We start from the raw sequence: 25,822 nt of genomic DNA on the forward strand, positions 1-25,822 counted from the left end.
TCAGATGCAGTCGGATCAACGGCATCTGCAGCGCTCTCCTCCCGTCGCACCTCGTGCGCGGAGTCGACGAAGCGCGTTTCGAACAACCCTCCTGAAAGGACAGACCCGATGCACATCGGTGTACTCGACGTACGTAACAACAAGGCGTTTCTCGTGGACGGGCCGCAGGTCCCGCAGAGTCTCGTGAGGCAGTACGACCTGCGGCGTGGCGACCAGATCAGCGGCGAGGCCGAGGGCGACAAGCTCGTCGGCGTCGACACGGTCAACGGACGTGCGCCTCACAAGCGGCCGCGGTTCGAGGACCTGACTCCGCTCTACCCCAACGAACGGCTGCGGCTGGAGCACGACCCGGACGAGCTGACCAGCCGGGCGATCGACCTGGTCATGCCGGTCGGCAAGGGGCAGCGGGCGCTGATCGTCGCGCCGCCCAAGGCAGGCAAGACCATTGTGCTGCAACAGATCGCGGCCGCGATCGCCAAGAACCACCCCGAGGCGCACCTCATCGTCGCGCTCGTCGGCGAACGGCCTGAGGAGGTGACCGACATGCGCACCACGATTCCGGGCGAGATGTTCACGTCGACCTTCGACGAGCACCCCAACGAGCACATCCGGGTCGCCGAGCTCGCGGTCGAGCGGGCCAAGCGGCTCGTCGAGGACGGGCAGGACGTGGTGATCCTGCTCGACTCGCTGACGCGGCTCGGGCGTGCCTACAACCTCGCGCAGCCCAACGGCGGGCGCATTCTCAGCGGCGGCATCGACGCCAGGGCGCTGACGCCGCCGAAGCAGTTCCTCGGTTCGGCGCGCAACATCGAGGACGGCGGCAGCCTCACGATCTTCGCCACCGCGCTCGTCGAGACCGGGTCGCTCGCCGACACCGCGATCTTCGAGGAGCTCAAGAGCACCGGCAACGCCGAGCTGAAGCTCGACCGCAAGGCGGCGCAGCGGCGGACCTACCCCGCGATCGACCTCCACCAGTCGAGCACGCGCAAGGCGGAACTGCTGGTGTCGCAGCAGGAACTCGTCATCACGGACGCGCTGCGCCGGGCGATGGCGGACCGGGACATCGAGGTGATCGTCGACGGGCTGCGCAAGACGCGGAGCAACGCCGAGTTCCTCATGCAGATGTCGAGGTGACGCCGCAGGTGGTTGACTGGCGGCGATGAGCTTCCTCCAGATCACGTGGACCGACCCGGCCACACAAGCGCGCGGTTACCTCGTCATCGACCGGCTGGTGCGCGGGGTCAGCAGTGGGGGTCTGCGCATGCGCGCGGGCTGCACGCTCGACGAGGTTCGCGGCCTGGCCGAGGGGATGACGGCCAAGGAAGCCCTCAACTACGACCCGGACGCGCGTTACGTGCCGCTCGGCGGCGCCAAGGGCGGCATCGACTTCGACCCCTACGACCCGCGGGCGAAGGACGTTCTCACGACCTACCTGTACGCCATGTCCCCTTACATCGAACGCTTCTGGACGATGGGGGAGGACCTCGGGCTGCGGCAGTCCACGATCGACGAGGCCATCGCGAAGATCGGCCTCCAGTCGTCGATCCAGGCGGTGTACCCGCTGCTCGACGACGAGAAGAAGGCCAGGCAACGCCTCGCGGACGCGTTCCAGGTCACCGTCGACGGTGTCGGCCTGGACGAACTGGCCGGCGGCTACGGAGTGGCCGAGGCCGCGCTGACCGGCATCGAACACCTCCAGCTGCACGACCCCACCGCGTTCGTGCAGGGTTTCGGGTCGATGGGCGGCGCCACCGCCCGCTACCTCGCCGAGGCGGGAGTCAGGATCGTCGGGCTCGCGGACGTCCACGGTGTCGTGGCCAACCCGGCCGGACTCGACGTGGAGACCCTGCTGCTGTCCCGCGACGCGCACGGCGCCATCGACAGGACGAAACTCCGCCCGCAGGACCAGGAACTCCCCGGCGACAGCTGGCTCGACGTCTACGCGGACGTCCTCGTCCCCGCCGCGACCAGCTACGCGATCGATAGCCGCAACGCGGGACGGGTCAAGGCAAAGCTCGTCGTCGAAGCGGCGAACATGCCCGTGACGCCCGAGGCGGAGGCGATGATCGACGCGCTGGTCATCCCGGACGTCGTCGCGAACTCCGCCACGAACTCCTGGTGGTGGTGGACCCTGTTCGGCGACGTCGAACCCACGGCCGAGTCCGCGTTCGAGAAGATCGGCACGACCATGCGCCGGCTCGTCACCGCGATCATCAGCGAACCGTCACCGCGAGCAGCGGCACGGCACCTCGCGGCCGCCGCCGTGAAGGAGATCGAGCTGCGGTTTCCGGAGTCGTAGACTCGGCGCATGCCAGGCCTGGAGCACACCATCACGATCGCGGCCCCGCCGGACCGCGTCTGGGCGGTCCTCGTCGACGTCGAGCGCTGGCCTGAACGCATCCCGACGGTCGACTCCGTCGAACGCCTCGACCAAGGACCGTTCGCAGTCGGCTCGAGCGCCCGCCTCCGGCAACCGAAGCTGCCCGAGGCCGTATGGACGGTGACCGAACTGACCGACGGCACCTCGTACACCTGGGAGTCGAAGTCCCCCGGCGTCCTCGGCGTCGCCTCGCACGTCGTCGAGCCGCATCCCGGCGGCACCCGGCTCACCCTCGCGCTGACCGTGTCCGGCCCGCTCGCGGGGATCGGCTGGCTGATGACGAAGGCGCGGGCCAGGCGGTACGTCGAGACCGAGGCAGCCTCCATCAAGAAGGTCGCCGAGCAGAGCCAGGGCTAGGGCCCGCAGGTGATTGACACCTATGTTCCAGATCTGGCGGACCGCTGTGTGGTACGAGCGCGAGTGTTGATCTTTATGAGGGGAGCTTTACTCAACCTCAGGTTTATGAAAGCTCCCCTCATAAAGATCAACTAGGCTGCAGTGCCTTCGATGTGCGCCTACCACACGGGCGTCCGCAAAAGCCGAAGTCCGCGCGTTGATCATCTGCACGTCCTAGGCGCCTGGCCGGAGGTCTCATCCGAAACGACGGACTACTCCGCACACCAGACTTGAGCGAGCCCGGCTCAAGTATCCAAGCGCACGCGGGGACCCTACGTACCGTTGGAGGACACGCGGGGCCCCCGCGTGCCGGCTGCGGTGGCGGGTGGGGTGGAGGGCGTAGGACTGGCGCGAGTCGGGTTGGGGCGTGGCCCCTGGTGGGTGGTCAGAGCGGGCCGAGCAGCCAGGCTCCCGGCCCGTCCTCGTCCTCCGAGAAGTAGTACGCCCGCCAGGCGGCGAGCAGGTCCTCGGTCCCGATCAGCCCGTCACCGTCGTGGTCGAGCCGCGCGTGCACGGCCCGTGCCTCGTCCTCGGACATGTGCATCAACGCCGTGGACCACCGCACGTGCTCGTCGACGCCGAGCCGGCCGTCGCCGTCGTGGTCGGCGACGGCCAGCAGCGCGTCGAGGTAGGGCACGTAGACGTCGTCGAACGCCTCGGGGCGCCCCAGCAGTCCGCGCACGAACGCCGTCCGGTACTCGGCCAGGCTGATCCGCTCGTCGTCGTCCGTGTCCGTCACGGCCGCGAGGTGGCCCCACACGCCCAGCAACTGCTCGTGGAACCGCTTCGCCCGCACGTCGTCGTCGGTCAGGCCGAACGCCGAGGTCAGCCGGGTGCTGGCCAGGTCGAAGTCCGCGCGCTCGACGTACCCGTCCCCGTCGCTGTCGTAGGTCTCGAACCTGCGACTGAGCCTGCGGTCGAGGAACGGCGTGATCTTCATGCCCCCTGTGTACCCCGTCAGCGCTTCTTCTTGCGTGCCGGGGCGCCCACGTAGTCCGCGAGGTGCTCGCCGGTCAGCGTCGTGCGGCCGGCGACCAGGTCGGCCGGGGTGCCCTCGAACACCACCTTGCCGCCGTCGTGACCGGCGCCGGGGCCCAGGTCGATGATCCAGTCGGCGTGCGCCATCACGGCCTGGTGGTGCTCGATCACGATCACCGACTTGCCCGACTCGACCAGGCGGTCGAGGAGCGCCAGGAGCTGTTCGACGTCGGCCAGGTGCAGACCGGTCGTCGGCTCGTCCAGGACGTAGACGCCGCCCTTGTCCGCCATGTGCGTGGCGAGCTTCAGGCGCTGGCGTTCGCCGCCGGACAGGGTCGTGAGCGGCTGGCCCATCGACAGGTAGCCGAGGCCGACGTCGTTGAGCCGTTCCAGGATCGCGTGCGCGGCGGGAGTGCGGGCATCACCGGAGCCGAAGAACTCGACGGCCTCCGCGACGGGCATCGCGAGCACCTCGGAGATGTCGCGGCCGCCGAACTTGAACTCCAGCACGGCCTGGTCGAACCGCTTGCCCTCGCAGACGTCGCAGGGGGACTCGATCGTCGCCATGATGCCGAGGTCGGTGAACACCACGCCGGCGCCGTTGCAGTTCGGGCACGCGCCCTCGGAGTTCGCGCTGAACAGCGCGGGCTTCACGCCGTTGGCCTTGGCGAACGCCTTGCGGATCGGCTCCAGCAGACCGGTGTAGGTCGCGGGGTTGGACCGGCGCGAGCCCTTGATGGGCGTCTGGTCGACCACGATCGCTCCGGCGTCGCGCGGCAGTGACTTGTGTATCAGCGACGACTTGCCCGAGCCCGCCACTCCCGTGACCACGGTCAGCACCCCGAGCGGGACGTCGACGTCGACGTCGCGCAGGTTGTTCGTGGACGCCCCGCGGATCTCCAGGACCCCGGTCCGCTCCCGCACCGACGGCTTGAGCGACGCGCGGTCGTCGAGGTGGCGACCGGTCACGGTGTCGCTCTTGCGCAACCCCTCCAGCGACCCCTCGTAACAGATCGTGCCGCCGCCCCGGCCGGCACCGGGACCGAGGTCGACGATGTGGTCCGCGATCGCGATCGTCTCGGGCTTGTGCTCGACGACGAGGACGGTGTTGCCCTTGTCCCGCAGGCGGAGCAGCAGGTTGTTCATCCTCTCGATGTCGTGCGGGTGCAGCCCGATCGTCGGTTCGTCGAACACGTACGTCACGTCGGTCAGCGCGGACCCGAGGTGCCGGATCATCTTGACTCGCTGCGCCTCACCGCCGGACAGCGTGCCCGCCGGCCGGTTCAGCGACAGGTACCCGAGACCGATCTCGACGAACGAGTCGAGGGTGTGCGCGAGCTTGTCCACCAGTGGCGCGACGGACTTGTCCTTCACGCCGCGGATCCAGTCCGCCAGGTCGGTGATCTGCATGTCGCACAGGTCCGCGATCGACACGCCCTTGATCTTGGACGACCGCGCAGCCTCGGTCAGGCGCGTGCCGGAGCAGTCGGGGCAGGTGCCGAACGTAGCCGCGCGGTCCACGAACGCGCGGATGTGCGGCTGCAGCGCCTCGCGGTCCTTGGACAGCATGGACTTCTGCAGCTTCGGGATCAGGCCCTCGTAGGTCAGGTTGATGCCGTTGACCTTGATCTTGACCGGGTCCCGGTACAGGAAGTCGTGCAGTTCCTTCTTGGTGTACTTGCGGATCGGCTTGGCCGGGTCGATGAAACCGGACTGCGTGAACGTCTGCACGGTCCACTGGTTGTCGACGTTGTAGCCGGGCACCTTGATCGCGCCCTCGATGATCGACTTCGACTCGTCGTAGACCTCGGTCAGGTCGATGTCGGAGATCTGACCACGGCCCTCGCAGCGCGGGCACATGCCGCCGGTGATGGAGAACTCGCGGCGCTCCTTGACCTTCTGGCCGCCCTTCTCGATCGTCACGGCGCCCGCGCCGGAGATCGAGGCGACGTTGAACGAGAACGCCTGCGGGCCACCGATGTGCGGGGTGCCGAGGCGGCTGAACAGGATGCGCAGCATCGCGTTCACGTCGGTCGCGGTGCCGACGGTCGAGCGCGGGTCGGCGCCCATCCGCTGCTGGTCGACCAGGATCGCCGTGGTGATGCCCTCCAGGAGGTACACCTCGGGACGCGGCAGCGTCGGCATGAAGCCCTGGATGAACGCGCTGTAGGTCTCGTTGATCAGCCGCTGCGACTCCGCGGCGATGGTGCCGAACACGAGCGAGCTCTTGCCGGACCCGGAGACACCGGTGAAGACCGTCAGCCGGCGCTTCGGGATCTCCACGTCGACGTCGCGCAGGTTGTTGACCCGCGCGCCCTGCACGCGGATCAGGTCGTGGGTGTCGGCATCATGCGCCCTCGGTGCTGTCCTGGTCATGGCGCAAAGCTAGCTCGCGCCACTCGGCTCTGCCTTCTTGATTCGTGATTGATCACCCGTGAATCCGGTAGTGGTAGGTGCACACCTCGCGGAACCCCGTCTGCTCGTACAGCCGGAACGCCGTGGTGTTCGCCTTCTCCATTTGCAGGTACATGTGGTTCGCCTCGCGCGCGGCTGCCCAGGAGGCCAGTGCGGCGAGCACGGACCGTGCGGCACCCTGACCGCGTGCGTGCGGGAGTGTCGCCATGCCGAACACCCCTGCCCACCCCTCTTCGGTCACCGCGCGGCCCACTGCTACCACCTGGCCGTCCACCTCGGCGTGGGCGTAGGCGGACGGGTGCTCGACGCGGCTGAGCAGGTCTCGTTCGGCGCTGACGTCCCTCGTGGTCACGGCCTGCCACGCCGCGAGCCACTCGCCGGTCGGCCGCGCCGTCACCTCGCCCGCGTCCGAGTGGGACTGGCGCAGCACCTCGGAGGTCGACGCGATCTGCAGGGACATGTCGTGCCCCCGTGCGTAACCCCGGTCGTCCAGCCTCCGGTCGAGGTCGTCCGCGCACACGCCCGGCGTGATCTGGAACCGCGCCCCGGCCCCGCGTTCGGCGCAGAACTCCTCGGCCTGGGCGACCCGGTCCTCGCGGTCGTGCGGCAGCACCGCGCTCACCCACCAGGCGTCGCCGGGGGAGTGCCGCAGCCACCAGCCGCCCGCCTCTTCGACGTGCGCGGCGGGCTGGGCCCGTGCCGCGCACTCCTGCAGCGTCTTCAGCAGCACGTCAGTCCAACGACCCCAGCAGCCAGTTGCCCGCCTCGGCGGGGTCCTCGGAGAAGTAGAACTCCCGGATGGCCGCCAGCAAGGCCTCTGTGGACAGCAGGCCGTCCTCGTCGGACAGCAGGTCATGGATCCCGCGCGCGTCGCGCTCCGAGAGGTTCATCAACGCGCCGGTCCACTTCACGTGCTCTTCGAGCGTCAGCTTGCCGTCGTCGTCCTCGTCCGCGACCGCCATCACCGCGTCCAGGAACGGCAGGTAACCCTCGTCGAACGACTCCGGCGTCTCCAGCAGCCCGTTCGCGAACGCGTTCTTGTACTCCTCGACGCTGATCCGCCCGTCGCCGTCCAGGTCGGTGACCGACGCCAGGTGCTCCCACAGCCCGATCAGCATGTCGTGGAACCGCACGGCCTTCGGGTCGTCCGCCGCCAGCCCGAACGCCTTCGTGGTCCGCTCGCCCGCCTGGGTGAAGTCCTCCCGCTCGACGTACCCGTCGCCGTCGGTGTCGTAGGTCCGGAACCTGCGGGCGAGCTTGCGGTCGAGGAAGGCGGTGATCTCCACAGGACCCTTCTACCGCATCCGGCTCTGAAGCAACACGTCCGTCCTCGCACCGCGAAACCGAATTCGCGGGGTCTCAGCGCCGCCCCAGCCCGGACAACGCGCTCGCGACCACCACCATGCCGATCATCCCGATGATCGCCGCCACACCGCCGACCGCGGGTTTCGACACCTGCTGGACGTGCGCGACCGGCTGCGGGGGCGCCGGTACGTCCGGCGCCGGTACGTCCGGTGCCGGTGCGGGCGGCTCGGGAGCCGGCGGGAGCGGGGCGCTCACCGACTCGATCCGGACGATCGCGCTCGCGCTGATCGCTCCGCCGGCACCCGCGCCGGACACCGTCAGCCGGGCGTTCATCGGCGCGGTGACCTGGCAGGTGTAGGTGACGCGGGTGCGGGGTGCCAGCACCGGGAACGTCCGGCGGCACGCGGCGGGCTCGCCGTTCACCTGGACGTTCGCGATCGGCACCTCGGACGGGTTGCCGACCGTGACCGTGACGGTGACGACCTCGCCGTCCCGTGCGCGGTCCTTCGACCAGACCGCGCTGATGGTCAGCCGCGGGTAGATCACCTGGACCCGCACGGACGCCGACGCCTCGACCTTGCCGCCGATCCTGTCGGCGGCCGAGACGGTCGCGGTCAGCGCGCCGCTCTCGTCGCCCGCCGGTGCCGTGCAGTCCACCTTCGAGGTGGCGCCGGGATCGAGCTGACCCTGCATGGGGTCGCACCCGGCGGCCGCACGGGCGGCCAGGCCGTAGAGCGGGGTGTCGCCGGTGTTCGTGACCGTCGTCGTGAACTTCACGGCCTGGCCCGGGAGCGCCGTCACCGGTTCGGTCGCGGTGGTCGCGCGCAACGCCGGGTGCAGCACGTCCACGGGCGACGACCGCTGCGCCGCGAGTGGATCGCCCGCGAGGCTGGTGCCGCTCACCGCGACCGTCGTGGGGTAGTCGTCGTCGGCCGCCGTGGACGAGCACGTGCGCGTCGCCGTGGCGTGCGGGGCGATCGTGCCGACCTGCTGGCCGCACACCGTCACGCCCGTTGCGGGCGCGTCACCGGCGTTGGTGACCGTCGCGGTCTGCGCGACGGTGTCCTTCGGGTGCGCGGCGGGGTTGGCCGGGTCGACGGTGAGGGTGAGCTCGGGGAGCGGGAACGACCACGCGATGCTCTGGACGAGGAACGCGTCCTCGTCTCTCCGGAAGGCCAGTTCAGCGCTCTTCGTGCCGGGCTTGAGGACGTTCGCGCCGACGGTCACCGTGCGCGCGTCGACGCTCATGTTGTTGGGGTACGGGGCGCCCTGTGCGGACGACACGAACGCGTTGCGCCCGCCGACCGCGGCGCCGTTGATCAGCATCTGGTCGCCGTCCGTGGCCCAGTCGCCCTCGTACGCGGTCAGGCCCACGCGGATGTCCCCACCGGTGGGGTGCGTCGGCGCGATCGGGGTGTGCAGCACCGGCTTCCCGGTGGGGAGCCGGACGTGTCCGCCGTGCACCGCGATGTGCCGCTTCGCGGGTGCTGCCGCGGTGGCGTGCGGGAACTTCCACACGACCGTCAGCGACCAGCCGCCGAAGCAGTCGAACCCCTGCGGTGCCCAGACGTTGCCGACCGTCACGGTGCCGCTCGTCAGCGCCCGCGTGACGTCGGCTTCGGCGCTGTAGAAGGCGTTGTCGGTGTGGGAGAGGTCCGGCCCGTCGATGACGAACCGGCCGGGGCTGACGCGGGTGCCGTTGAACGTGACGGGGTCCTGCGGGGTGCCGGGTGGGGGCACATCGTCGCGGCAGGTCGCGCTGCCCGCCCAGCCGAGCTTGGCGTAGGCGACGGTCGCGCCGGCCGGGATGGCGAGCTGGGCGCTGGAGGAGGTGAACGTCGCCGGGTCGTCGTCGACGTCGGTCCACGACATGCGGTGGCCGTTGTTCAGCGCGGACGGCCCGTGCCCCTTGCGGTTCAGGGCGTCCACACAGGACTTCGGGGAGTACTTGGGGTGCGGGCCCGCCTGCTCGGGCGTCGGGCAGGTCAGGACGGAGTTGCCGACGACCGTGACGTCCCCGTACACCGCCTCGTCGAACTGGGTGCGCCACACCTCGGCCGCGGCGACCGGCGGCCCCGGGGTGAGCAGCGGAACCAGCAGCACGACGGCGATGAGGATCGGTACACGCATGCCAGGCCTTCCGGTCGGTCGGCGCACAGGTTGGCACGGTTCGACGGCGTTGTCACCGCCCGTTGATCATCGCGTCGTCACTCTCCGTCGGGGACGGACGTCGCTGGTTCTCCTGTTCGTGTCAAAGGCTTTCACGTCGGCCGTTCGAAGTGGACTTGCTGTGCACTTGATCAACGCCCATTGCTCTTGTCGGGCGGGGAAGAGTGCCGGGAAGCGTGGTGTTGGTGGTCAAACGGTGTCCGCTGTGGGGAGATTGAGGCCATGTGGACCGCGCTAGTCATCGTTCTCGTGTCGGTGGTCGTCACGGTGATCGCCTGCATCCTGTTCGGGCGTTCCCGTGCCCACGAGCAGGCCGACGACAGGGACGCGGACTCGCGCGGCTTCCTCGGCGCGGTGATCAGCGGCCTGTTCATCGTCGCGCTGGCCTTCTACGTGGTGATCGTCTGGGAGGAGAGCGGCGCCGCCGGGGACAACGCCTCGCGGGAGGCCGCCGCGGTCGCCGACGTCTACTGGCAGACCGCCGTGATGCCGCAACCGCAACGCGACCACATCCGCACGCTGCTCACCGAGTACCCGAAACTGGTGGCGGACCAGGAATGGCCCAAGCTGGCGGTGGGGGAGTCCGACGAGAGGACGACCGGGGCGCTGAACTCGCTGCACAGCGAGATCCTGTCGCTGCCCGCGTCACCGGACGAGGTGAAGAGCGCGCGCGAGCGGTCGCTGGAACGGATGCGGGAGATCACCGACCTGCGGCGCGACCGGCTGGACTCGGCCAGTGGCCTGGACAACACCGGCCGGATCATGCTGATCGGGACGATCGCGGGTGCCATCGCGATGATCGTGTTCCCGATGATGATCGGGTTCACGGCGCGCAAGCGGCACATCCTGCAGATGAGCCTGATCTCGGCCGTGCTGGCGCTCGTCTGCGTGCTGTGCGCGGGGATGACCCAGCCGTTCGACGGCTGGTTCCGGGTGGAGCCGGAGGCGTTCACGAGCCTCACGGAGGAACTGGCCGGCATACCCGTGGAGGAGAACCGGTGAAATTCGTAGAACCCTTCTACGCCTGCTTCTTTCGAGTCAATTTGGATCCGAAATGATGGAGGAGGAGGGACGGGCGGGACTAATTTCTCGGCCATGCCAAAAAGAGTGTCCACTGTGCTGGGTCGCGAGTTCGGCGACAACCTGCGCGCCATGATCGCCCGCACCGGCCTGAAGGAAGCCGAGCTGGCGCGACGGCTCGGCTGGGAGCACGCCAAGTTGTCGGACCTGGTCAACGGCAAAGGCGGCACCTCGCTGGAGGAGTTCACCTACCTGCTGGGTGTGTGCGGGGTGAAGCCGGACGAGTTCCAGTACCTCAAGGGACTCTTCCTGGAGTCGAGGGAGAAGGGCTGGCTGCAGCTCTACGAGTCGGTGTTGCCGCCTCACGTCCGGACGCTGATCCAGCACGAGCGGCTTGCCAAGGAGATCGTGATCTGGAGCTCGTTGTTCATCCCGGGGCTGTTGCAGATCGAGCCTTACGCACGCGCCGCTGCCGCGGACTCCCCCTTCGTCAAGGACGAGGACATCGCAGAGTGGGTCGCGGCTCGGATCGAAAGGCGCGGCATCGTCGCAGGGCACAAGAAGTTCGTCTTCTACGTCTACGAGCCGGTGCTGTACTCATCGGTCGGTGGCGCTGACGTGATGTCTGAGCAGCTTCACGAGTTGCTTCGCATGCTGGTGCGGCCGTACATCACTTTGCGAGTACTGCCTGCAGGGCGTGCGCTGACCGGTGACTTCACCCTGTTGAAGTTCGAGAAGTACGAATCGGTCGCGTATCAAGGTGGGTTGAACTCGGCGCTGTTTCTCGATGACAAGGCATCGATCGGCCTCTACCAGGATGTGGTGAAGCAGATGGACCGCGTTGCCCTCGGTAGGGAAGAATCCAGGGAGTTGATCACCAGCATCGTTTCCTGAGGAGGCGACTCGGATGGCCGAGTGGCGGAAGAGCAGCTACAGCCCGACCGATCAGGACTGCGTCGAGATCGGGCACGGCGTCGGCATCCGGGACTCCAAGGCTCCCGCCGCCCACCTGCCGGTCGAGCCGGCCGCGTGGGAGGCGTTCCTGCGCCTGGTCACCGGGCGCACCGGCTGAGGCTGTTCGTCTTTCGACGAAACGGCCGCCCACCCGGAGAGGTGGGCGGCGTTCCCGCGGCAGATCAGTAGCCGCGGTCGGGCAGCATCACCCAGAGAACGAGGTAGACGACGAACTGCGGTCCGGGCAGAAGGCAGGACAGCAGGAACAGAAAGCGCACGGTGCCCGCCTTCATCCCCCAGCGCTGGGCGAGCCCCGCGCAGACGCCCGCGATCATCCGGTTGGTCCTGGGCCTGCTCAAAGCAACTGTCGTGGTCATAGACCCAGGATGCCCGCTGTCAGGCGTTTCCCACATCGGGACCAACCCTGGTTCGACCCGGATGAGGCAGGTCACGCGATCTCAGGGGTCCGGACTGCAACAGCGGCGGGCTGTCAGACGTTGGCGGTCGAGAGCTGGTCGACGAACCTGAGGCACGTGGTGCGCATGGTGTCCACCGTCATGGCCCGCGAGCCCGCGAGCACCTGGAGTGCGAGGCCGTCGAGCATGCTGACCATCATGTTCGCCAGTTCGAGCGGGTCGCCGGACAGGTGGATGTCGCCGGAGGCCTGGCCGTCGCGGAAGATGCTCGCGACGATGTCCCGCCACTCGCCGTAGAAGCGCTCGTTGAGCTCCTGCAGCTCGGGGTTGCGGATGGCCTCGACCCAGAGCTCGACCCAGACCTTCCACGCCTCCACGGTCTCGGCGCCCTCGGGGAGGTACGACTCGACCACCATGCGCAGGCGCGAGAGCGGCGGCTCGTCGGACTCGAGGATCCAGCGGCGGCGTGCCACCGAGACCTCGAAGCAGTGCTCGAAGGCCGCGTCGGTGAGTTCGCGCTTGGTCTCGAAGTAGTAGTGGACCGTGCCGCCGGACACGCCGGCGTCCTTGGCCACGTCGGACACCCGGAGATGGCGGAAGCCCTCAGCCGCGATCACCTTGCAGGTGGACGCGAGGATCTGCGCCTTGCGTTCGGCTTCCACGCTTGGACGGGGCATCCGTCACCTCCTGATTTAGCCCGAACCTTACCGAAACAGGGAACGGAGCTCGTGCTCGTCGACCTTTTCCGTCTCGACTGGAGGCGATGCGGGAAGGATCGTTACCTCGCCGGGCCGGTGCAGCTCAACCGGCCATCGGCCGTTCCGCTCAACGGGGGTTCGGCCCTTCGGCTGTCCACTGCGAACCGTCCCGGACAGCCGCTCCGCACTAGGCCGACGTGGGTCGTACGTCCTCTGTACCCCCACGGCTCGTACGCTGATCCGGTGGTCGCACCCCCCATCGCGGCGGAATCGCCGGAACTGCCCGCGCGCAGGCGCAGAGTGAGCCGTCCGGTGTTGTCGCGCATGGCGTTCGCCGTCGCCGGCGGCGTGCTGATCTACCTGAGCTTCCCGCCGCGCCCGCTGTGGTTCCTGGCGCCGGTCGGGTTCGCGTTGCTCGCGCACGTGATCCACGGCCGGCGCGCGCGTGCCGGATTCGGGTACGGGCTGTTGTTCGGGCTCGGGTTCATGGTGCCGCTGCTGCGGTGGACCGGTGAGTTCGTCGGCCTGATCGCGTGGCTGCCGCTGGCGCTGGTGTGCGCCCTGATGATCTCGATCGGCACCGCCGCGACGGCGTTCGCGTCGCGCGTGCCGGGCTGGCCGCTGTGGGCCGCGTGCCTGTGGGTGGCGGACGAGGCGCTGCGCGGTGTGGTCCCGTTCGGCGGCTTCACCTGGGGCAAGATCGCATTCGGGCAGCCGGAGGGCTGGTTCCTGCCGCTCGCGTCACTGGGCGGGGCACCGCTGGTGACGTTCGCGGTGGTGCTGACCGGCTTCGGGCTGTTCTGGCTCACGAAGAACTGGAAGCTCGGCCTTCCGCTGTTCGCGGTGCCGCTGGTCGTGGGCCTGGTGGTGCCCGTGGGGGTGGACGCCTCCGCCGGGACCGTCACCGTCGCCGCGATCCAGGGCAACGTGCCGCGCGCCGGGCTCGACTTCAACGCGCAGCGCCGGGCCGTGCTCGACAACCACGCCAAGCGCACCCGGCAGCTGGCCGCCGACGTCGCCGCGGGCAGGGAGAAGCAGCCCGACATCGTCATCTGGCCGGAGAACTCGTCGGACATCGACCCGTTCCGCAACCCGGACGCCGCCGCGGTGCTCGACGCGGCCGCCGACGCCATCAAGGCGCCGATCGCGGTGGGTGCGGTGATCCTCGACAAGAACGACGGGCTGCCGCGCAACACCGTGGTGCTGTGGGAGCCCGGCAAGGGGCCCACGGACACCTACACGAAGCGCAAGCTGCAGCCGTTCGGCGAGACGATGCCGATGCGGTCGTTCTTCCGGCTGTTCGCCTCCGAGGTGGACCGGGCGGGCGTCTTCCAGCCCGGCACGGACCCGGAGGGTTTCGTCATGGGGCCCGCGAAGGTCGCACTTGACACATGTTACGAAGTGGCGTTCGACTCAGTGGTCCGCGACTCCGTGACGGCCGGCGCGACGATCATCGCGATCCCGACGAACAACGCCACGTTCGGGTACACGGAGATGACCTACCAGCAGCTTTCCATGTCCAGACTGCGGGCGGTGGAGCACGGCCGGGCCGTGGTCGTGGCGGCCACCTCGGGGGTCAGCGCGATCGTCGAACCCGACGGTTCCGTCACTCGGAAGACTGGGCTCTTCGAGCCTGGTGCCCTGGTCGCGACACTGCCGCTGCGGTCGCAGACTACTCTGGCGACTTGGCTAGGAGCCTGGCCCGAGTGGGTGATCACCGCTGCGGGCCTCGCGGCGTTGGCGCTGGGCTTCACCCGACGACGGAAGGACTCGAATGGCGCAGCAGCCTGACCAGGAACTCGGGCAGGTGCTGGTGGTGATCCCGACGTACAACGAGCGGGACAACATCGGAAAGATCGTCAAGAGGCTGCACACGGCACTGCCCGACGTGCACGTGCTGGTGGTCGACGACGGCAGCCCCGATGGCACCGGCCAGCTCGCCGACGAGATGGCGGCCGCGGACGACCGCGTCCACGTGATGCACCGCACCGAGAAGGCCGGGCTGGGCGCCGCGTACGTCGCGGGCTTCCAGTGGGCGCTCGACCGCGACTACGGCGTCATCTGCGAGATGGACGCCGACGGCTCGCACGCCCCGGAGCAGCTGCACCGGCTGCTCGACGCCCTGCCGCAGGCCGACCTGGTGCTGGGGTCGCGCTGGGTGCCGGGCGGCGAGGTCGTGAACTGGCCCGCGCAGCGCAAGTTCCTGTCGCTGGGCGGCTCGCTGTACTCGCGGCTCGCGCTGGGCGCGAACATCCGCGACATGACGGGTGGCTACCGCGCGTTCCGCGCGGACACCCTGCGCAAGCTGAACCTCGCCTCGGTCGCGTCGGCCGGGTACTGCTTCCAGATCGACCTGCTGTGGCGCACGCTCGAGCTGGGCTTCCGGGTGCGCGAGGTGCCGATCACGTTCCTCGAGCGCGAGTTCGGCGAGTCGAAGATGAGCGGCAACATCGTCCGCGAGGCACTGATCCGCGTGACGAAGTGGGGCCTGCGCCGCCGCGGGAACCAGGTCAAGGACCTGTTCACCGGCAAGAGGAAGTAGTCGCGCGGCCACCTCGGACCGTTCGTCGTGGACGGTCCGGAGTGGCGGCCGTCGGCGCTTCGCAGGGCTCGTGAACGGGTATCACCCAGGCATGACGCTGGTATCCGAACGCCATCCGCTCCGCGCTCTCGGCCTGTTCGCGGCAGCGGTGCTGGTGACCGCCGTGGTGGGGTCCCTGTTCTCCGTGTCCGCCGGGTCGACGTACATGGCGCTGGAGCAGCCTTCCTGGGCGCCGCCCCCGTGGCTGTTCGGTCCGGTGTGGACGCTGCTCTACGTGATGATCGCGGTCGCCGGCTGGCTGGCGTGGCGGGCCGGGGCCACGAGGCGTGAGCTGACCCTGTTCGGCGTGCAGCTCGTGCTGAACGCGGCCTGGACGCCGTTGTTCTTCGGGCTCGGGTGGTTCTGGGTGGCGTTCGCCGAGATCCTGGTGCTGTGGCTCGCGATCGTCGCGGTGATCGTGGTCTTCTCCAGGCGCAGCAAGGCCGCCGGCCTGCTCCTCGTGCCCTACCTGGGCTGGGTGAGCTTCGCGGCGGCCCTGAACCTGTCGATCGCCGTCCTCAACTGACAGGCCTCGACTGACGGGCCTCAGTTGACGGGCGAGTTGCTGCGCGAGCGTTCGACCGCGGTCGTGGCCACCCCGAGCACGATCATGCCCGCGCCGAGGCCGAGGTGCAGCCAGTTGTCGGCCGTGTTGACGGGCAGGAAGTTCGCGTCGGTGTGCTCGCCGATGGCCGAGCCGTAGACCCACAGGAACACGTAGAGGCCACCGCCCGCCACCAGGAACACGCGGGCGAACTGGGACCGCTTCGCGGCGAGCAGGCCGAGGGCGCCGAACAGCAGGTGCACGAGGTTGTGCAGCACGGAGACGGCGAAGAGGCCGAACAGGAGCGCGCCCGAGTGGCCGGCGAAGCTCAGCTCGTCGTAGTGCGTCGTGATGCCCGGGATGAAGCCGAGCACACCGACGAGCAGGAACACCGCTCCCACCACCGAGGCTGCCGTTTGTACTGGTCGCATGTGAGGTGGCTACCCGGTGACGGCCGGGATGAACTCCCGCAGCACCTCCATGCCCGTCATGGTGGGTGCTCCGGCCGGTTCGGGGCCGAGCACACGGGCCAGGACGGGGCCGAGCACCTCGCGGAAGAAGCGGTCGGCGTGGTCCTTGCTCTCCCACACGGCGATGATCCGGAACTCGCCGTCCGCCCGGCAGGCGTAGCGGGCGCGCAGGCCGTCGGGTGCGGCCGCGCCCATCACCTGGTCGAGCTGGTCGAGGGACTGGGTGGGCGGGGTCGCGATGGTGAGCCACATGGGGTCCTCCTCGGTCGGTGTGGCTCCCAAGGTAGGAAGTTCGCGCTGGTCAGCCATCCGCCGGAGTACTCGGTGCGGTACTCATCCAGGCCGCGATCTGGCTGCGGGTGCTGAAACCGAGCTTGGTGAGGACGTGCTGGACGTGGTTCTGGGCGGTCCGCTCGGAGATCACCAGGCGGTGCGCGATCTGCCGGTTCGTCAGGCCCTCGGTGACCAGCGTCGCGACCTCGTGCTCGCGGCTGCTCAGCTCGGTCGTGGTGAACGCCGTCATGCCCAGCGCGCGGATCGCCCGGTCGGCGGCGCGCTGCACGGCGTCGGCCTCGCGGCCCAGGGCGCGCAACGCCGCCGCGAGGTGCCAGCGGGCCTCGGCGGCGAACGCCGGGGCGCCCGCCTGAGAGGCCTCGTCGACGGCCGCGGTGAGGTCTGCGACGGCCTGCTCGTGCTCACCGAGAGCCAGGTGACCCCGCCCCAGCGCGAGGGTCACCGGGCCCATGTACGCGACGCCGTTGCCGGCCGCGTGCTCGCCGCGGAACTCCGCGAGCCGGGGCAGGATCACGCGCAGGTCGCCGGTCAGGCCCAGCCCCGCCGTCACCAGGACGGCGTCGACCAGCCCGGGCAGCACGAAGAACGCGGGCAGGTCCCACTCGGCGACCGGGCCGGAGCGCCGGTAGAACTCCAGCGCCTCGTCGCGCAGACCCGCGCGCAGCAACAGGAACGCCCGCGTGAGCTTCGACATCAGCCGGAACCGCGGCGGCGGGTCGTGGAAGTGGCGGGCCAGCGCCAGGCCGGCCCCGGTGGGGCCGAGGTGGCAGGAAAGCCCGCACTGCAGGGCGAAGTAGGCGCCCGACGCCGGTTCGCGCTCGATCACCCGCATCCGGTCGTAGCCCCGCCGGCCGACCTCCTGGGCCTCCGCGAAACGGCCCTGTGCCTGGGCGATGCACGCCGTCACGACGTCGAGGTGCCACAACGGGACCTGGCCGCCGACGCGTTCGCAGGCGAGCTTGAGCGCCGGCAGTTCCTCCTGCGCGGCAGCGAGTTCGCCGCTCTCGACCAGCGCGTGGATGCGCCACAGCGACCCCCACATCGCACCGCGCGGACTGTGCGTGCGGTGGGCCAGGACGATCATCTCGGTGGCGAGGCCGAGTCGTTCGGCCCGGCCCGCCGGCCCGGGACACGCCTCCTGCCTGGCGTGCAACGCCTCCGCCAGCGCGCGGTCGTCACCCCGTGCCAGGCGCAGGGCCTCCCGGCTGAGCTCGTCGAGCCGGTGCTGCTCACCGCGGTAGAACGCCAGGTGGCTGCGCTGGGCGAGCAGCCGGGCGCGCGTGGGCGGGCTGACGTCGTGGCGAAGAGCGTTGTCGCACAACGGGGTCGCGATCGCGTTGACGCCCGCGCCGGGCGCGGCCTCGAGGACCAGTGCGGCTTCCGCGATCTCCTCGGGAGTCGCGGCCAGTTCGGCGGCGCGCTGGGCGGCCTGGACGCACCCCGCGAGGTCCCCGGCGAAGTAGGCGGCCCGGCCCAGCGCCACCTGGACCTCGTGGCTGTCCTCGAGAGTCGCCGCGGCCCGGTAGAGGCGTGCACCTTCCTCGTAGGCGAGCCGCTTCACCGCGTCCTGCGCCGCGCGGATCGTCCACGTGCGGGCTTCCTGCGTCGCACCGCAGGCGTTCCAGTGCCGGGCGACGTCCGCGTAGCGCGTGCTGTCCGCCATCACCCCGGCGATCCGGCGGTGCAGCGCGCGGCGTTCGGCGGGGGTGAGCGCGGCCTCGACCGCGTCCCTGGTCAGTGCGTGCACGAACCGGTGCCCGGTCGCGTCGATCAGCGTCGCCGCCTCGTCCAGCGCGCTGACGGGCACTCCCGAGGCCGCCTCGGCGAGGCCGAGGTCGAAGTCGCGGCCGATCAGCGCCGCCGTCCTGATCAGCTCACGGGCGGCGGGGGAGAGCCGGGCGAGGCGGGCGGTGACGATGTCGCGGACGCTGCGCGGCGGCTGGTCCGCGCGCCACGTGCCGTCCTCGACCGCGCGGGCGATCTCCGTGACGAACAACGGGTTGCCGCTGGTCAGCTCCGTGATCGTGGCCGCGTGCTCGGCGCCCGCCAGTTCGGCGACCTCGGCCGCGGACAGCCCGTGCAGGTCGATCCGGTCGGCCGAGCGCATGAGGTCCGCGACCGCTGGGCACGGGTCGCGGAAGGTCGCGAACAGCAGCACGCCGCGCAGGTGGGTGGCGAGGTGGGCGAGCACGAGCAGTGACGCCTCGTCGGCCCAGTGGACGTCCTCGACGACGATCACCAGGCCGTCGCGGTCCAGTGCGGACGCGACCGCGTCGAACACCCGGAACCTGTCCTGCGGCACCTCGGCGTCGTGGGCGAGCACGCGGTCCGGATCGGCGCCGGCCGCCTTCAGCACCTGCCGCCACGGCCAGAACGCGGGTGCACCCTCGGTCTCGACGCAATGCCCCCACACGACCTCCCGGCCGAGCGCGAGCGCGTGCCCGGCCAGTTCCTGGGCCAGCCTTGTCTTGCCGATGCCCGGTTCACCGCCGCAGAGCACCAGCCGTCCGGTCTTCGCTGCCAGCCACGACCGTGCCGCGGCGAGTTCACGGGCACGCCCCACGACCTTCACGCCTGCATATCGCTCTACCGCGTGGCCACGTTTCCCGCGAATGCGGAGATAAATGGTTGACCGCCGTGCGGACGCTCCGGCAAGGTTGCCCGCATGCGCCGCTATCGCAGCTATCCGCCCAGCTCAGGCTCTCCGTCGTGATGCCGTAAGGCGTCGTCGGCGTCGAGAGCCGCCCTCACCGTGAGAACGGGTGGGGGCGGCTTTTTCGTGTGCTCGAACAATGGTGGAGAGGGGGCTGTGGAGCCCCGCCCGTCTGTAAAACGGGAGCCCCGTGCACAGTCGGTTCGACTCCGACCTCCACCACCAGCCGTTGCGCCAGCGGGGTGACCCCCGGCAACGACCCTCTCCCTCGCCACGACCTACTGGTGGAGGAAGGGGAAACATGTCCATCGACATCCAGCAGCCCCGGCCGCAAGGCCTGGTCGGGAGCCACGTCCACATCGCCGGCACCGCGGGCGGCGCGTTCGAGGCGCAGTTCGACTACCGCATCCACGAGGGTCACGACGAGGTCGTGGGCGGGTTCACAGCCGGAGACGGGACCGGCGGCCACGGCCAGTTCCAGGTACGGGTCGACGTGTCGGGTGCGGCGTTCACGCTCGACCGGCTCTACGTCGAGGTGTTCTGGGTGTCGCCCCAGGACGGCGCCGAACTCGACAAGATCATCGTGCCGGTCGTGTACGGGCCGCGGATCGTGCCCGGCTACCGCGTCTACCAGGAGTACGAGGTCCAGCCCGGTGACACGCTGTGGGGCATCGCGACGCAGTTCTACGGCTCCGGCAACCTCTACCCGCGCCTCGTGCGGGCCAACCCGCACGTAATCACGAACCCCAACGTGATCACCCCTGGGACCGTGATCCGGATCCCGCAGTCCTGAGCCGGACGGGCCCTCCCCCGGTGCGGACAAGGGGGAGGACCCGCGTTCTTTCGGTCAGAACACCTCTGTGACCGGGCCGACACCACTCGTCGTGAGTTGGGACACGGGCTCAAGTGAAGCTGTGCCGAGGACCTGGTGCCTTGTTGGTTTCATACAAAGCACGCTGCTCAACTCGTTCCGCTCCAGCGGTTTTGTTACCGGGTAGTAGACGAGAGTGTGTACATCGATTGGGCGGCGACTGCCGCTGAGGTTGTCTGTCCGCGAGGAGAGAAGTCGTTGTTCAGTCGTGTAGCGATCGTCAACCGCGGGGAAGCCGCAATGCGGCTGATCCACGCCGTCCGTGAACTCGCCGCGGAGTCAGGGGAACGGATCGAGACCGTCGCCCTGTTCACCGATGTCGACAAGTCCGCGCCCTTCGTCCGGGAAGCCGACCTCGCCTACAACCTCGGCCTGGCGGCGGACCGTCCGTACCTGAACCTGCAGGTGCTGGAGAAGGCGCTGGTCGAGACGAAGGCCGACGCCGCGTGGGTCGGCTGGGGCTTCGTCGCCGAGATCCCCGAGTTCGCCGAACTGTGCGAGAAGGTCGGCGTCACGTTCGTCGGCCCGTCCGCCGAGGCCATGCGCAAGCTCGGCGACAAGATCGGCTCGAAGCTGATCGCCGAGGAGGTCGGCGTCCCGGTCGCGCCGTGGTCGCGCGGTGCCGTCGAGAACCTCGAGCACGCCCTGAAGGTGGCCGAGGAGGTCACCTACCCGCTGATGCTCAAGGCGACCGCCGGTGGTGGCGGCCGGGGAATCCGCAAGATCACCTCACCAGCTGAGATGGAAGAGAACTTCGACCGCACCAGCATGGAGGCCGAGCGCGCGTTCGGCTCCGGCGTGATGTTCCTGGAGCGCCTGGTCACCGGCGCCCGGCACGTCGAGGTGCAGGTCATCGCCGACGGCCAGGGCACGGCGTGGGCGCTCGGCGTCCGCGACTGCTCGGTGCAGCGGCGCAACCAGAAGATCATCGAGGAGTCGGCCTCCTGCGTGCTGGACCAGCACCAGGTCGACGAGCTGAAGACGTCGGCCGAGCGGCTCGCGAACGCGGTGGGCTACCGCGGCGCGTGCACCGTCGAGTTCCTCTACCACCCCGGCGAGAAGCTCTTCGCGTTCCTCGAGGTCAACACCCGCCTGCAGGTCGAGCACCCGATCACCGAGATCACCACGAGCTTCGACCTGGTCAAGGCGCAGCTGCACGTCGCGGGCGGTGGCAGGCTGGAGGGCCCCAAGCCCGTCGAGCTCGGCCACGCCGTCGAGGCCCGCCTGAACGCCGAGGACCCGGACCGCGACTTCGCGCCGTGCCCCGGCACGATCGTTCGGCTGGAGCTGCCCGCCGGCCCCGGCATCCGCGTCGACACCGGTGTGGCCGAGGGCTCGCAGATCCCCGCCGACTTCGACTCGATGATCGCGAAGATCATCGCGTACGGCCGCACCCGCGACGAGGCGCTGGGCAAGCTGCGCCGCGCCATGGCCGAGACGACCGTCATCATCGAGGGCGGCACGACCAACAAGAGCTTCGTCCTCGACCTGCTCGACGAGCCCGCCGTGATCGACGGCTCCGCCGACACCTCGTGGATCGACCGGGTCCGCGCCGAGGGCGGCCTGATCTCGCACCGCCACTCCGCGATCGCCCTGGCGGCCGCCGGTATCGAGGTGTACGAGGACGAGGAGCAGATCAACCGCACCGCGCTGCTGGCGTCCGCGCGCGGCGGCCAGCCGCGCACGAACCACGAGGGCGCGGTCAAGCTGGAGTTCGTGCTGCGCGGCCAGCCGTACGTCGTGACCGTCGCCCGCGTCGGCGCCACGAGCTACCGCGTCGGCGTGGCCCCCGCCGACTCCGAGACCGTGCTGACCGGTGACGTCGACGTCGAGCGGTTCGACCACCACGTCGGCCAGATCACCGTCAACGGCGAGCGGTTCCGCGTCGTCACCGGCACGCACGGCCCGGTCCACCAGGTGGAGGTGGACGGGGTCACCCACCGCGTCACCCGTGACGAGGGCGGTGTCCTGCGCTCACCGATGCCCGCGCTCGTCGTCGCCACGCCGCTCGCGGTCGGTGCCGAGGTCGAGGCCGGGGCTCCGGTCCTGGTGCTCGAGGCGATGAAGATGGAGACGGTGCTGCGCGCGCCGTTCCGCGCCCGCCTCCGGGAGCTGAACGTCGTCGTCGGCACCCAGGTGCCCGCCGGTGGCGCGTTGCTCAAGCTGGAGGAGATCGAGGACGAGGCCGGCGCAGTCGAGGAGCAGAGGTCCGAGTCGTCGGTCGAGCTGGAACTGCCCGCGCCGCGCACGGACGTCCGGCCGGAGGAGCTCGTCGCGAGCGGCATCGACGACCTGCGCAACCTGTTGCTGGGCTTCGACACCACCGCCGCCGACACCGAGCGGGTGCTGAAGAACTACATGGACGCGCGGGGCGACCTGCCGGAGCGTCCGCTGGTCCTGGAGGCCGAGCTGCTCGGCATCTTCGCCGACCTGTGCGACCTCTCGCGCAACCGTCCCGCCGGTGAGGAGTCCAAGCCGGAGAACCACATCCACTCCCCGCGCGAGCACTTCCACACGTACCTCAAGACGCTCGACGCCGACCGCGCGGCGCTGCCGGAGGGCTTCCGCGCCCGCCTGCAGAACGTGATCGGCCACTACGGCATCACCGAGCTCGACCGCACGCCGGAGCTGGAGCAGGCCGTCTTCCGGATCTTCGTGGCGCTGCGCCGCGGCGTGTTCGACGCGGCCGTCGCGACCACCCTGTTGCGCCAGTGGGTGCAGGAGGCGCCGCCGGTCGAGTCGGAGCAGGTCCGGATCGGCCTGGTGCTGGAGCACATCGTCGCCGCGACGCAGGTCCGCTACCCGGCGGTGGCCGACCTCGCCCGCAGCGTCGTGTTCACCTGGTTCGCCCAGCCGCTGGTGCGCCGCAACCGCGCCCGCGTGCACAGCGAGGTCCGCAAGCACCTGATCCACCTCGACGCGCAGCCGCAGGCGGCGGACCGCGAGGACCGGATCGTCGCGATGGTGGCGTCGGCCGAACCGCTGGTGCGCCTGCTCGGCCAGCGCATCGGCAAGCCCGGCGCGGACAACACCCCGCTGCTGGAGGTGCTGGCCCGCCGCTACTACACCAAGAAGGCGCTGGAGAACCCGCGCGTGCACGGCGCGTTCTTCATCGCGGAGAACGAGCCGGAGCAGACCCGTCTCGTCTCGACCGCGGTGGAGTTCCCGTCGCTGACCGACGCGATCGGTGACGTCGTCAAGCACGGCACCGGGAGCGCGGTCGTCGCGGACCTCTACGTCAACTGGCCCGGCGGACCGTCCGACCAGGACGAGATGGCCGCCGGCCTCGGTGCCGCGCTCGCCGCGCACCAGCTGCCGCCGACGATCACCCGCATCACCACCACGGTGGCGGGCCGCCGCGGCGAGTCGATGCACCACCACTTCACGTTCCGCCCGTCGTCCAACGGGTTCGCGGAGGAGAGGCTGGTGCGCGGGCTGCACCCGCGCATCGCCGAACGCATGCAGCTGGAGCGGCTGCGGGAGTTCGACCTCACCCGGCTGTCCTCAGTGGACGAGGACGTCTACCTGTTCCGCGCGGTCGCCAAGGCGAACAAGTCCGACGAGCGCCTCGTCGCGCTGGGCCAGGTCCGCGACCTGACGCCGTTGCGCGACGACGAGGGCCGGATCGTGGCCCTGCCCGCCGCCGAGGACGTCCTGGCGACCTGCCTGGACGGCATCCGCAGGGCTCGCGCGCAGGCCGGTGGCCGCACCCGCCTGGCCACGAACCGCGTGGTGCTCTACGCGTGGCCGCCCACCGAGCTCGGGTCGAAGGACCTGGACGCGGTCGCACAGCGCGTCCTGCCGACGACCGCCGGCCTGGACCTCGAGGAGGTCCTGTTCCTGGCACGCCGCAGGGACCCCGCGTCCGGTGACGTCTCCGACATCGCCGTGCGGATCGCGAACGACGCCGGTTCCGGTGTGCGGTTCTCGTTCGTGCAGCCGCCGACGAACGCGATCCAGCCGTTGGACGACTACCGCCAGAACGTCCTGCGCGCCCAGTCTCGCGGCACGATCTACCCGTACGAGCTGGTCGAGATGCTCGTCGGCGACGGCGGGTCGTTCGTGGAGCACGACCTCGTCGACGGTGCGCTGGTACCGGTCGACCGCCCGCGCGGTGGCAACAAGGCCGGCATCGTCGTCGGTGTGGTGACCACCCCGACGCCCGCGTACCCCGAGGGCATGAAGCGCGTGGTGCTTCTCGGCGACCCGACGAAGTCGCTGGGCGCGCTGGCCGAGCCCGAGTGCTCGCGGGTCATCCACGCCATCGACCTCGCCGAGGAGCTCTCCGTTCCGCTGGAGTGGTTCTCGCTGTCGTCCGGCGCGAAGATCTCGATGAGCTCCGGTGTCGAGAACATGGACTGGGTGGCCGCGGCGCTGAAGCGGATCGTCGAGTTCACGCAGGACGGTGGCGAGATCAACGTCGTCGTCAACGGCATCAACGTCGGCGCCCAGCCGTACTGGAACGCCGAGGCCACGATGCTCATGCACACCAAGGGCATCCTGGTCATGACCCCGGACTCGGCGATGGTGCTGACCGGCAAGCAGGCGCTCGACTTCTCCGGTGGCGTCTCGGCGGAGGACAACTACGGCATCGGCGGCTACGACCGCGTCATGGGCCCGAACGGCCAGGCGCAGTACTGGGCCCCGAACCTGCGGTCGGCGTTCGACGTGCTGCTCGGGCACTACGAGCACAGCTACGTCGCACCGGGCGAGACCGGTCCGCGTCGCGTGCCCACTTCGGACCCCGTTGGTCGTGACGTCTCCTCGTACCCGCACGTGGTGGGGGACAGCCCGTTCAACACCGTCGGCGAGATCTTCTCGATCGAGTCGAACCCGGACCGCAAGAAGCCGTTCGACATCCGCACGGTCATGCGCGCCCTGTCCGACCAGGACCACGAGGTGCTGGAGCGCTGGGCCGGCATGGCCGACGCCGACACCGCCGTCGTCCAGGACGTGCACCTCGGCGGCATCCCGGTGACGCTGCTCGGCGTCGAGTCGCGCGGCGTCGCCCGCACCGGCTTCCCGCCCACCGACGGCCCGGACACCTACACCGCCGGCACGTTGTTCCCGAAGTCGTCGAAGAAGGCGGCCCGCGCGATCAACGCGGCCTCCGGCAACAGGCCTTTGGTGGTGCTGGCCAACCTGTCCGGGTTCGACGGCTCGCCGGAATCCATGCGGGAACTGCAGCTGGAGTACGGCGCCGAGATCGGGCGCGCGATCGTCAACTTCCGCGGCCCCATCGTGTTCACCGTGATCTCGCGGTACCACGGCGGCGCGTTCGTGGTCTTCTCCAAGGCCCTGAACCCGTCCATGACGGTGCTCGCGGTCGAGGGCTCGTTCGCCTCGGTCATCGGCGGCGCGCCCGCCGCGGCCGTGGTCTTCGCCCGCGAGGTGGACGGCCGCACGGCCAACGACCCGCGCGTGAAGAAGCTGGAGTCCGCGGTGGCCGAGGCGTCCGGTGCCGAGCGCTCGGCCCTCACCGCCGAGCTGACGTCGACGCGGCAGTCGGTGCGGACCGAGAAGCTGAACGAGATGGCCGCCGAGTTCGACCGGGTGCACAGCGTGCAGCGCGCGGTCGACGTCGGGGCGGTCGACGCGATCATCTCGGCCGCCGAGCTGCGGCCGGCGATCATCAAGGCGATCGAGGACGGTCTCGCGAAGTAACCTCTAGGATCAGG

At 69.8% G+C, this 25,822-nt stretch carries 21 protein-coding genes and 1 tRNA gene; 12 read left to right on the forward strand and 10 right to left on the reverse strand.

All coding sequences use genetic code 11. The features are described from left to right. Positions 1 to 108: 108 nt before the first annotated feature. Genes rho through LX88_RS15005 form a run of 3 tightly spaced genes read left to right on the forward strand, consistent with a single transcriptional unit; the run spans position 109 to position 2,737 of the window. Positions 109 to 1,134: a transcription termination factor Rho gene (gene rho, locus LX88_RS14995; RefSeq protein WP_307790325.1), complete on the forward strand. Its 1,026-nt coding sequence runs from the start codon at positions 109 to 111 to the stop codon at positions 1,132 to 1,134. A 25-nt stretch (positions 1,135 to 1,159) separates the two neighbouring features. Next, complete coding sequence (locus LX88_RS15000; RefSeq protein WP_258948379.1) at positions 1,160 to 2,299, forward strand: Glu/Leu/Phe/Val dehydrogenase dimerization domain-containing protein; 1,140 nt, start codon at positions 1,160 to 1,162, stop codon at positions 2,297 to 2,299. A 9-nt stretch (positions 2,300 to 2,308) separates the two neighbouring features. Then, the gene (locus LX88_RS15005; RefSeq protein WP_258948380.1) at positions 2,309 to 2,737 is read left to right on the forward strand and encodes an SRPBCC family protein; all 429 of its coding nucleotides are present in this window, start codon (positions 2,309 to 2,311) and stop codon (positions 2,735 to 2,737) included. A gap of 424 nt (positions 2,738 to 3,161) precedes the next feature. Here the strand turns inward: LX88_RS15005 and LX88_RS15010 are convergent, their stop codons facing one another. The 5 genes from LX88_RS15010 to LX88_RS15030 form a co-directional block, all read right to left on the reverse strand. After that, positions 3,162 to 3,716, reverse strand: a complete 555-nt coding sequence (locus tag LX88_RS15010; protein ID WP_258948381.1) for an EF-hand domain-containing protein — start codon at positions 3,714 to 3,716, stop codon at positions 3,162 to 3,164. A gap of 17 nt (positions 3,717 to 3,733) precedes the next feature. After that, the gene (locus LX88_RS15015) at positions 3,734 to 6,130 is read right to left on the reverse strand and encodes an ATP-binding cassette domain-containing protein (protein ID WP_258948382.1); all 2,397 of its coding nucleotides are present in this window, start codon (positions 6,128 to 6,130) and stop codon (positions 3,734 to 3,736) included. Positions 6,131 to 6,182: 52 nt separating this feature from the next. Beyond that, entirely contained in the window at positions 6,183 to 6,899 is a 717-nt protein-coding gene (locus tag LX88_RS15020) for a GNAT family N-acetyltransferase (RefSeq protein ID WP_258948383.1), read from the reverse strand. Between the two features lies 1 nt (position 6,900). Next, the gene (locus LX88_RS15025) at positions 6,901 to 7,455 is read right to left on the reverse strand and encodes an EF-hand domain-containing protein (protein ID WP_258948384.1); all 555 of its coding nucleotides are present in this window, start codon (positions 7,453 to 7,455) and stop codon (positions 6,901 to 6,903) included. A gap of 73 nt (positions 7,456 to 7,528) precedes the next feature. Further along, positions 7,529 to 9,604, reverse strand: a complete 2,076-nt coding sequence (locus LX88_RS15030) for a hypothetical protein (protein ID WP_258948385.1) — start codon at positions 9,602 to 9,604, stop codon at positions 7,529 to 7,531. Positions 9,605 to 9,865: 261 nt separating this feature from the next. Between LX88_RS15030 and LX88_RS15035 the strand changes: the two genes are divergently transcribed. The 3 genes from LX88_RS15035 (at position 9,866) to LX88_RS15045 (ending at position 11,735) form a co-directional block, all read left to right on the forward strand. Then, entirely contained in the window at positions 9,866 to 10,645 is a 780-nt protein-coding gene (locus LX88_RS15035; protein ID WP_258948386.1) for a bestrophin-like domain, read from the forward strand. A gap of 105 nt (positions 10,646 to 10,750) precedes the next feature. Next, positions 10,751 to 11,557, forward strand: a complete 807-nt coding sequence (locus LX88_RS15040) for a helix-turn-helix domain-containing protein (protein ID WP_258948387.1) — start codon at positions 10,751 to 10,753, stop codon at positions 11,555 to 11,557. Positions 11,558 to 11,570: 13 nt separating this feature from the next. After that, positions 11,571 to 11,735, forward strand: coding sequence for a DUF397 domain-containing protein (locus LX88_RS15045; RefSeq protein WP_258948388.1), 165 nt, complete (start codon positions 11,571 to 11,573; stop codon positions 11,733 to 11,735). Positions 11,736 to 11,799: 64 nt separating this feature from the next. On the opposite strand, the gene LX88_RS15050 is transcribed toward LX88_RS15045, so the two are convergent. Next, the gene (locus LX88_RS15050) at positions 11,800 to 11,994 is read right to left on the reverse strand and encodes a PspC domain-containing protein (protein WP_258948389.1); all 195 of its coding nucleotides are present in this window, start codon (positions 11,992 to 11,994) and stop codon (positions 11,800 to 11,802) included. Between the two features lie 113 nt (positions 11,995 to 12,107). After that, a complete protein-coding gene (locus LX88_RS15055) occupies positions 12,108 to 12,710 on the reverse strand; it encodes a TetR/AcrR family transcriptional regulator (RefSeq protein WP_090063849.1) in 603 nt (200 codons plus the stop codon). A 264-nt stretch (positions 12,711 to 12,974) separates the two neighbouring features. Between LX88_RS15055 and lnt the strand changes: the two genes are divergently transcribed. From lnt to LX88_RS15070, 3 genes are all read left to right on the forward strand, one after another. Further along, positions 12,975 to 14,522, forward strand: a complete 1,548-nt coding sequence (gene lnt, locus LX88_RS15060; RefSeq protein WP_258948390.1) for an apolipoprotein N-acyltransferase — start codon at positions 12,975 to 12,977, stop codon at positions 14,520 to 14,522. Beyond that, the gene (locus LX88_RS15065) at positions 14,506 to 15,273 is read left to right on the forward strand and encodes a polyprenol monophosphomannose synthase (RefSeq protein ID WP_258948391.1); all 768 of its coding nucleotides are present in this window, start codon (positions 14,506 to 14,508) and stop codon (positions 15,271 to 15,273) included. The genes lnt and LX88_RS15065 overlap by 17 nt, the downstream gene beginning before the upstream one ends. Before the next feature lie 91 nt (positions 15,274 to 15,364). After that, a complete protein-coding gene (locus LX88_RS15070) occupies positions 15,365 to 15,838 on the forward strand; it encodes a TspO/MBR family protein (protein WP_258948392.1) in 474 nt (157 codons plus the stop codon). Positions 15,839 to 15,858: 20 nt separating this feature from the next. Here LX88_RS15070 and LX88_RS15075 read toward each other — a convergent pair whose 3' ends face one another. Genes LX88_RS15075 through LX88_RS15085 form a run of 3 tightly spaced genes read right to left on the reverse strand, consistent with a single transcriptional unit; the run spans position 15,859 to position 19,192 of the window. Next, positions 15,859 to 16,287 (reverse strand): DUF4383 domain-containing protein, encoded by a 429-nt coding sequence (locus LX88_RS15075; protein WP_258948393.1) that lies wholly within the window; start codon positions 16,285 to 16,287, stop codon positions 15,859 to 15,861. A gap of 9 nt (positions 16,288 to 16,296) precedes the next feature. Further along, a complete protein-coding gene (locus tag LX88_RS15080; protein ID WP_258948394.1) occupies positions 16,297 to 16,578 on the reverse strand; it encodes a hypothetical protein in 282 nt (93 codons plus the stop codon). 49 nt (positions 16,579 to 16,627) lie between these two features. Beyond that, complete coding sequence (locus tag LX88_RS15085) at positions 16,628 to 19,192, reverse strand: ATP-binding protein (RefSeq protein ID WP_258948395.1); 2,565 nt, start codon at positions 19,190 to 19,192, stop codon at positions 16,628 to 16,630. A 222-nt stretch (positions 19,193 to 19,414) separates the two neighbouring features. On the opposite strand from LX88_RS15085, the gene LX88_RS15090 reads away from it, so the two are divergent. The 3 genes from LX88_RS15090 to LX88_RS15100 all read left to right on the forward strand — a co-directional run bounded on the left by LX88_RS15090 (position 19,415) and on the right by LX88_RS15100 (position 25,808). Then, positions 19,415 to 19,498: transfer RNA gene (locus LX88_RS15090), tRNA-Tyr, on the forward strand. Positions 19,499 to 19,574: 76 nt separating this feature from the next. Then, complete coding sequence (locus LX88_RS15095) at positions 19,575 to 20,066, forward strand: Gmad2 immunoglobulin-like domain-containing protein (RefSeq protein ID WP_258948396.1); 492 nt, start codon at positions 19,575 to 19,577, stop codon at positions 20,064 to 20,066. 276 nt (positions 20,067 to 20,342) lie between these two features. After that, positions 20,343 to 25,808 carry an ATP-binding protein gene (locus LX88_RS15100; RefSeq protein ID WP_258948397.1) on the forward strand — a complete coding sequence of 1,822 codons (5,466 nt, stop codon included), beginning with the start codon at positions 20,343 to 20,345 and terminating at the stop codon, positions 25,806 to 25,808. Positions 25,809 to 25,822 lie beyond the last annotated feature (14 nt).

This window comes from Lentzea californiensis (assembly GCF_024648825.1).
Lineage (GTDB): Bacteria > Actinomycetota > Actinomycetes > Mycobacteriales > Pseudonocardiaceae > Lentzea > Lentzea californiensis.

Bases quoted from the DNA above. Each gene is read 5' to 3' on its own strand.
- rho (WP_307790325.1), top strand. From the start codon at position 109: ATGCACATCGGTGTACTCGACGTACGTAACAACAAGGCGTTTCTCGTG.
- LX88_RS15000 (WP_258948379.1), top strand. From the start codon at position 1,160: ATGAGCTTCCTCCAGATCACGTGGACCGACCCGGCCACACAAGCGCGC.
- LX88_RS15005 (WP_258948380.1), top strand. From the start codon at position 2,309: ATGCCAGGCCTGGAGCACACCATCACGATCGCGGCCCCGCCGGACCGC.
- LX88_RS15010 (WP_258948381.1), bottom strand. From the start codon at position 3,716: ATGAAGATCACGCCGTTCCTCGACCGCAGGCTCAGTCGCAGGTTCGAG.
- LX88_RS15015 (WP_258948382.1), bottom strand. From the start codon at position 6,130: ATGACCAGGACAGCACCGAGGGCGCATGATGCCGACACCCACGACCTG.
- LX88_RS15030 (WP_258948385.1), bottom strand. From the start codon at position 9,604: ATGCGTGTACCGATCCTCATCGCCGTCGTGCTGCTGGTTCCGCTGCTC.
- LX88_RS15035 (WP_258948386.1), top strand. From the start codon at position 9,866: ATGTGGACCGCGCTAGTCATCGTTCTCGTGTCGGTGGTCGTCACGGTG.
- LX88_RS15045 (WP_258948388.1), top strand. From the start codon at position 11,571: ATGGCCGAGTGGCGGAAGAGCAGCTACAGCCCGACCGATCAGGACTGC.
- LX88_RS15050 (WP_258948389.1), bottom strand. From the start codon at position 11,994: ATGACCACGACAGTTGCTTTGAGCAGGCCCAGGACCAACCGGATGATC.
- LX88_RS15055 (WP_090063849.1), bottom strand. From the start codon at position 12,710: ATGCCCCGTCCAAGCGTGGAAGCCGAACGCAAGGCGCAGATCCTCGCG.
- LX88_RS15065 (WP_258948391.1), top strand. From the start codon at position 14,506: ATGGCGCAGCAGCCTGACCAGGAACTCGGGCAGGTGCTGGTGGTGATC.
- LX88_RS15070 (WP_258948392.1), top strand. From the start codon at position 15,365: ATGACGCTGGTATCCGAACGCCATCCGCTCCGCGCTCTCGGCCTGTTC.
- LX88_RS15075 (WP_258948393.1), bottom strand. From the start codon at position 16,287: ATGCGACCAGTACAAACGGCAGCCTCGGTGGTGGGAGCGGTGTTCCTG.
- LX88_RS15080 (WP_258948394.1), bottom strand. From the start codon at position 16,578: ATGTGGCTCACCATCGCGACCCCGCCCACCCAGTCCCTCGACCAGCTC.
- LX88_RS15095 (WP_258948396.1), top strand. From the start codon at position 19,575: ATGTCCATCGACATCCAGCAGCCCCGGCCGCAAGGCCTGGTCGGGAGC.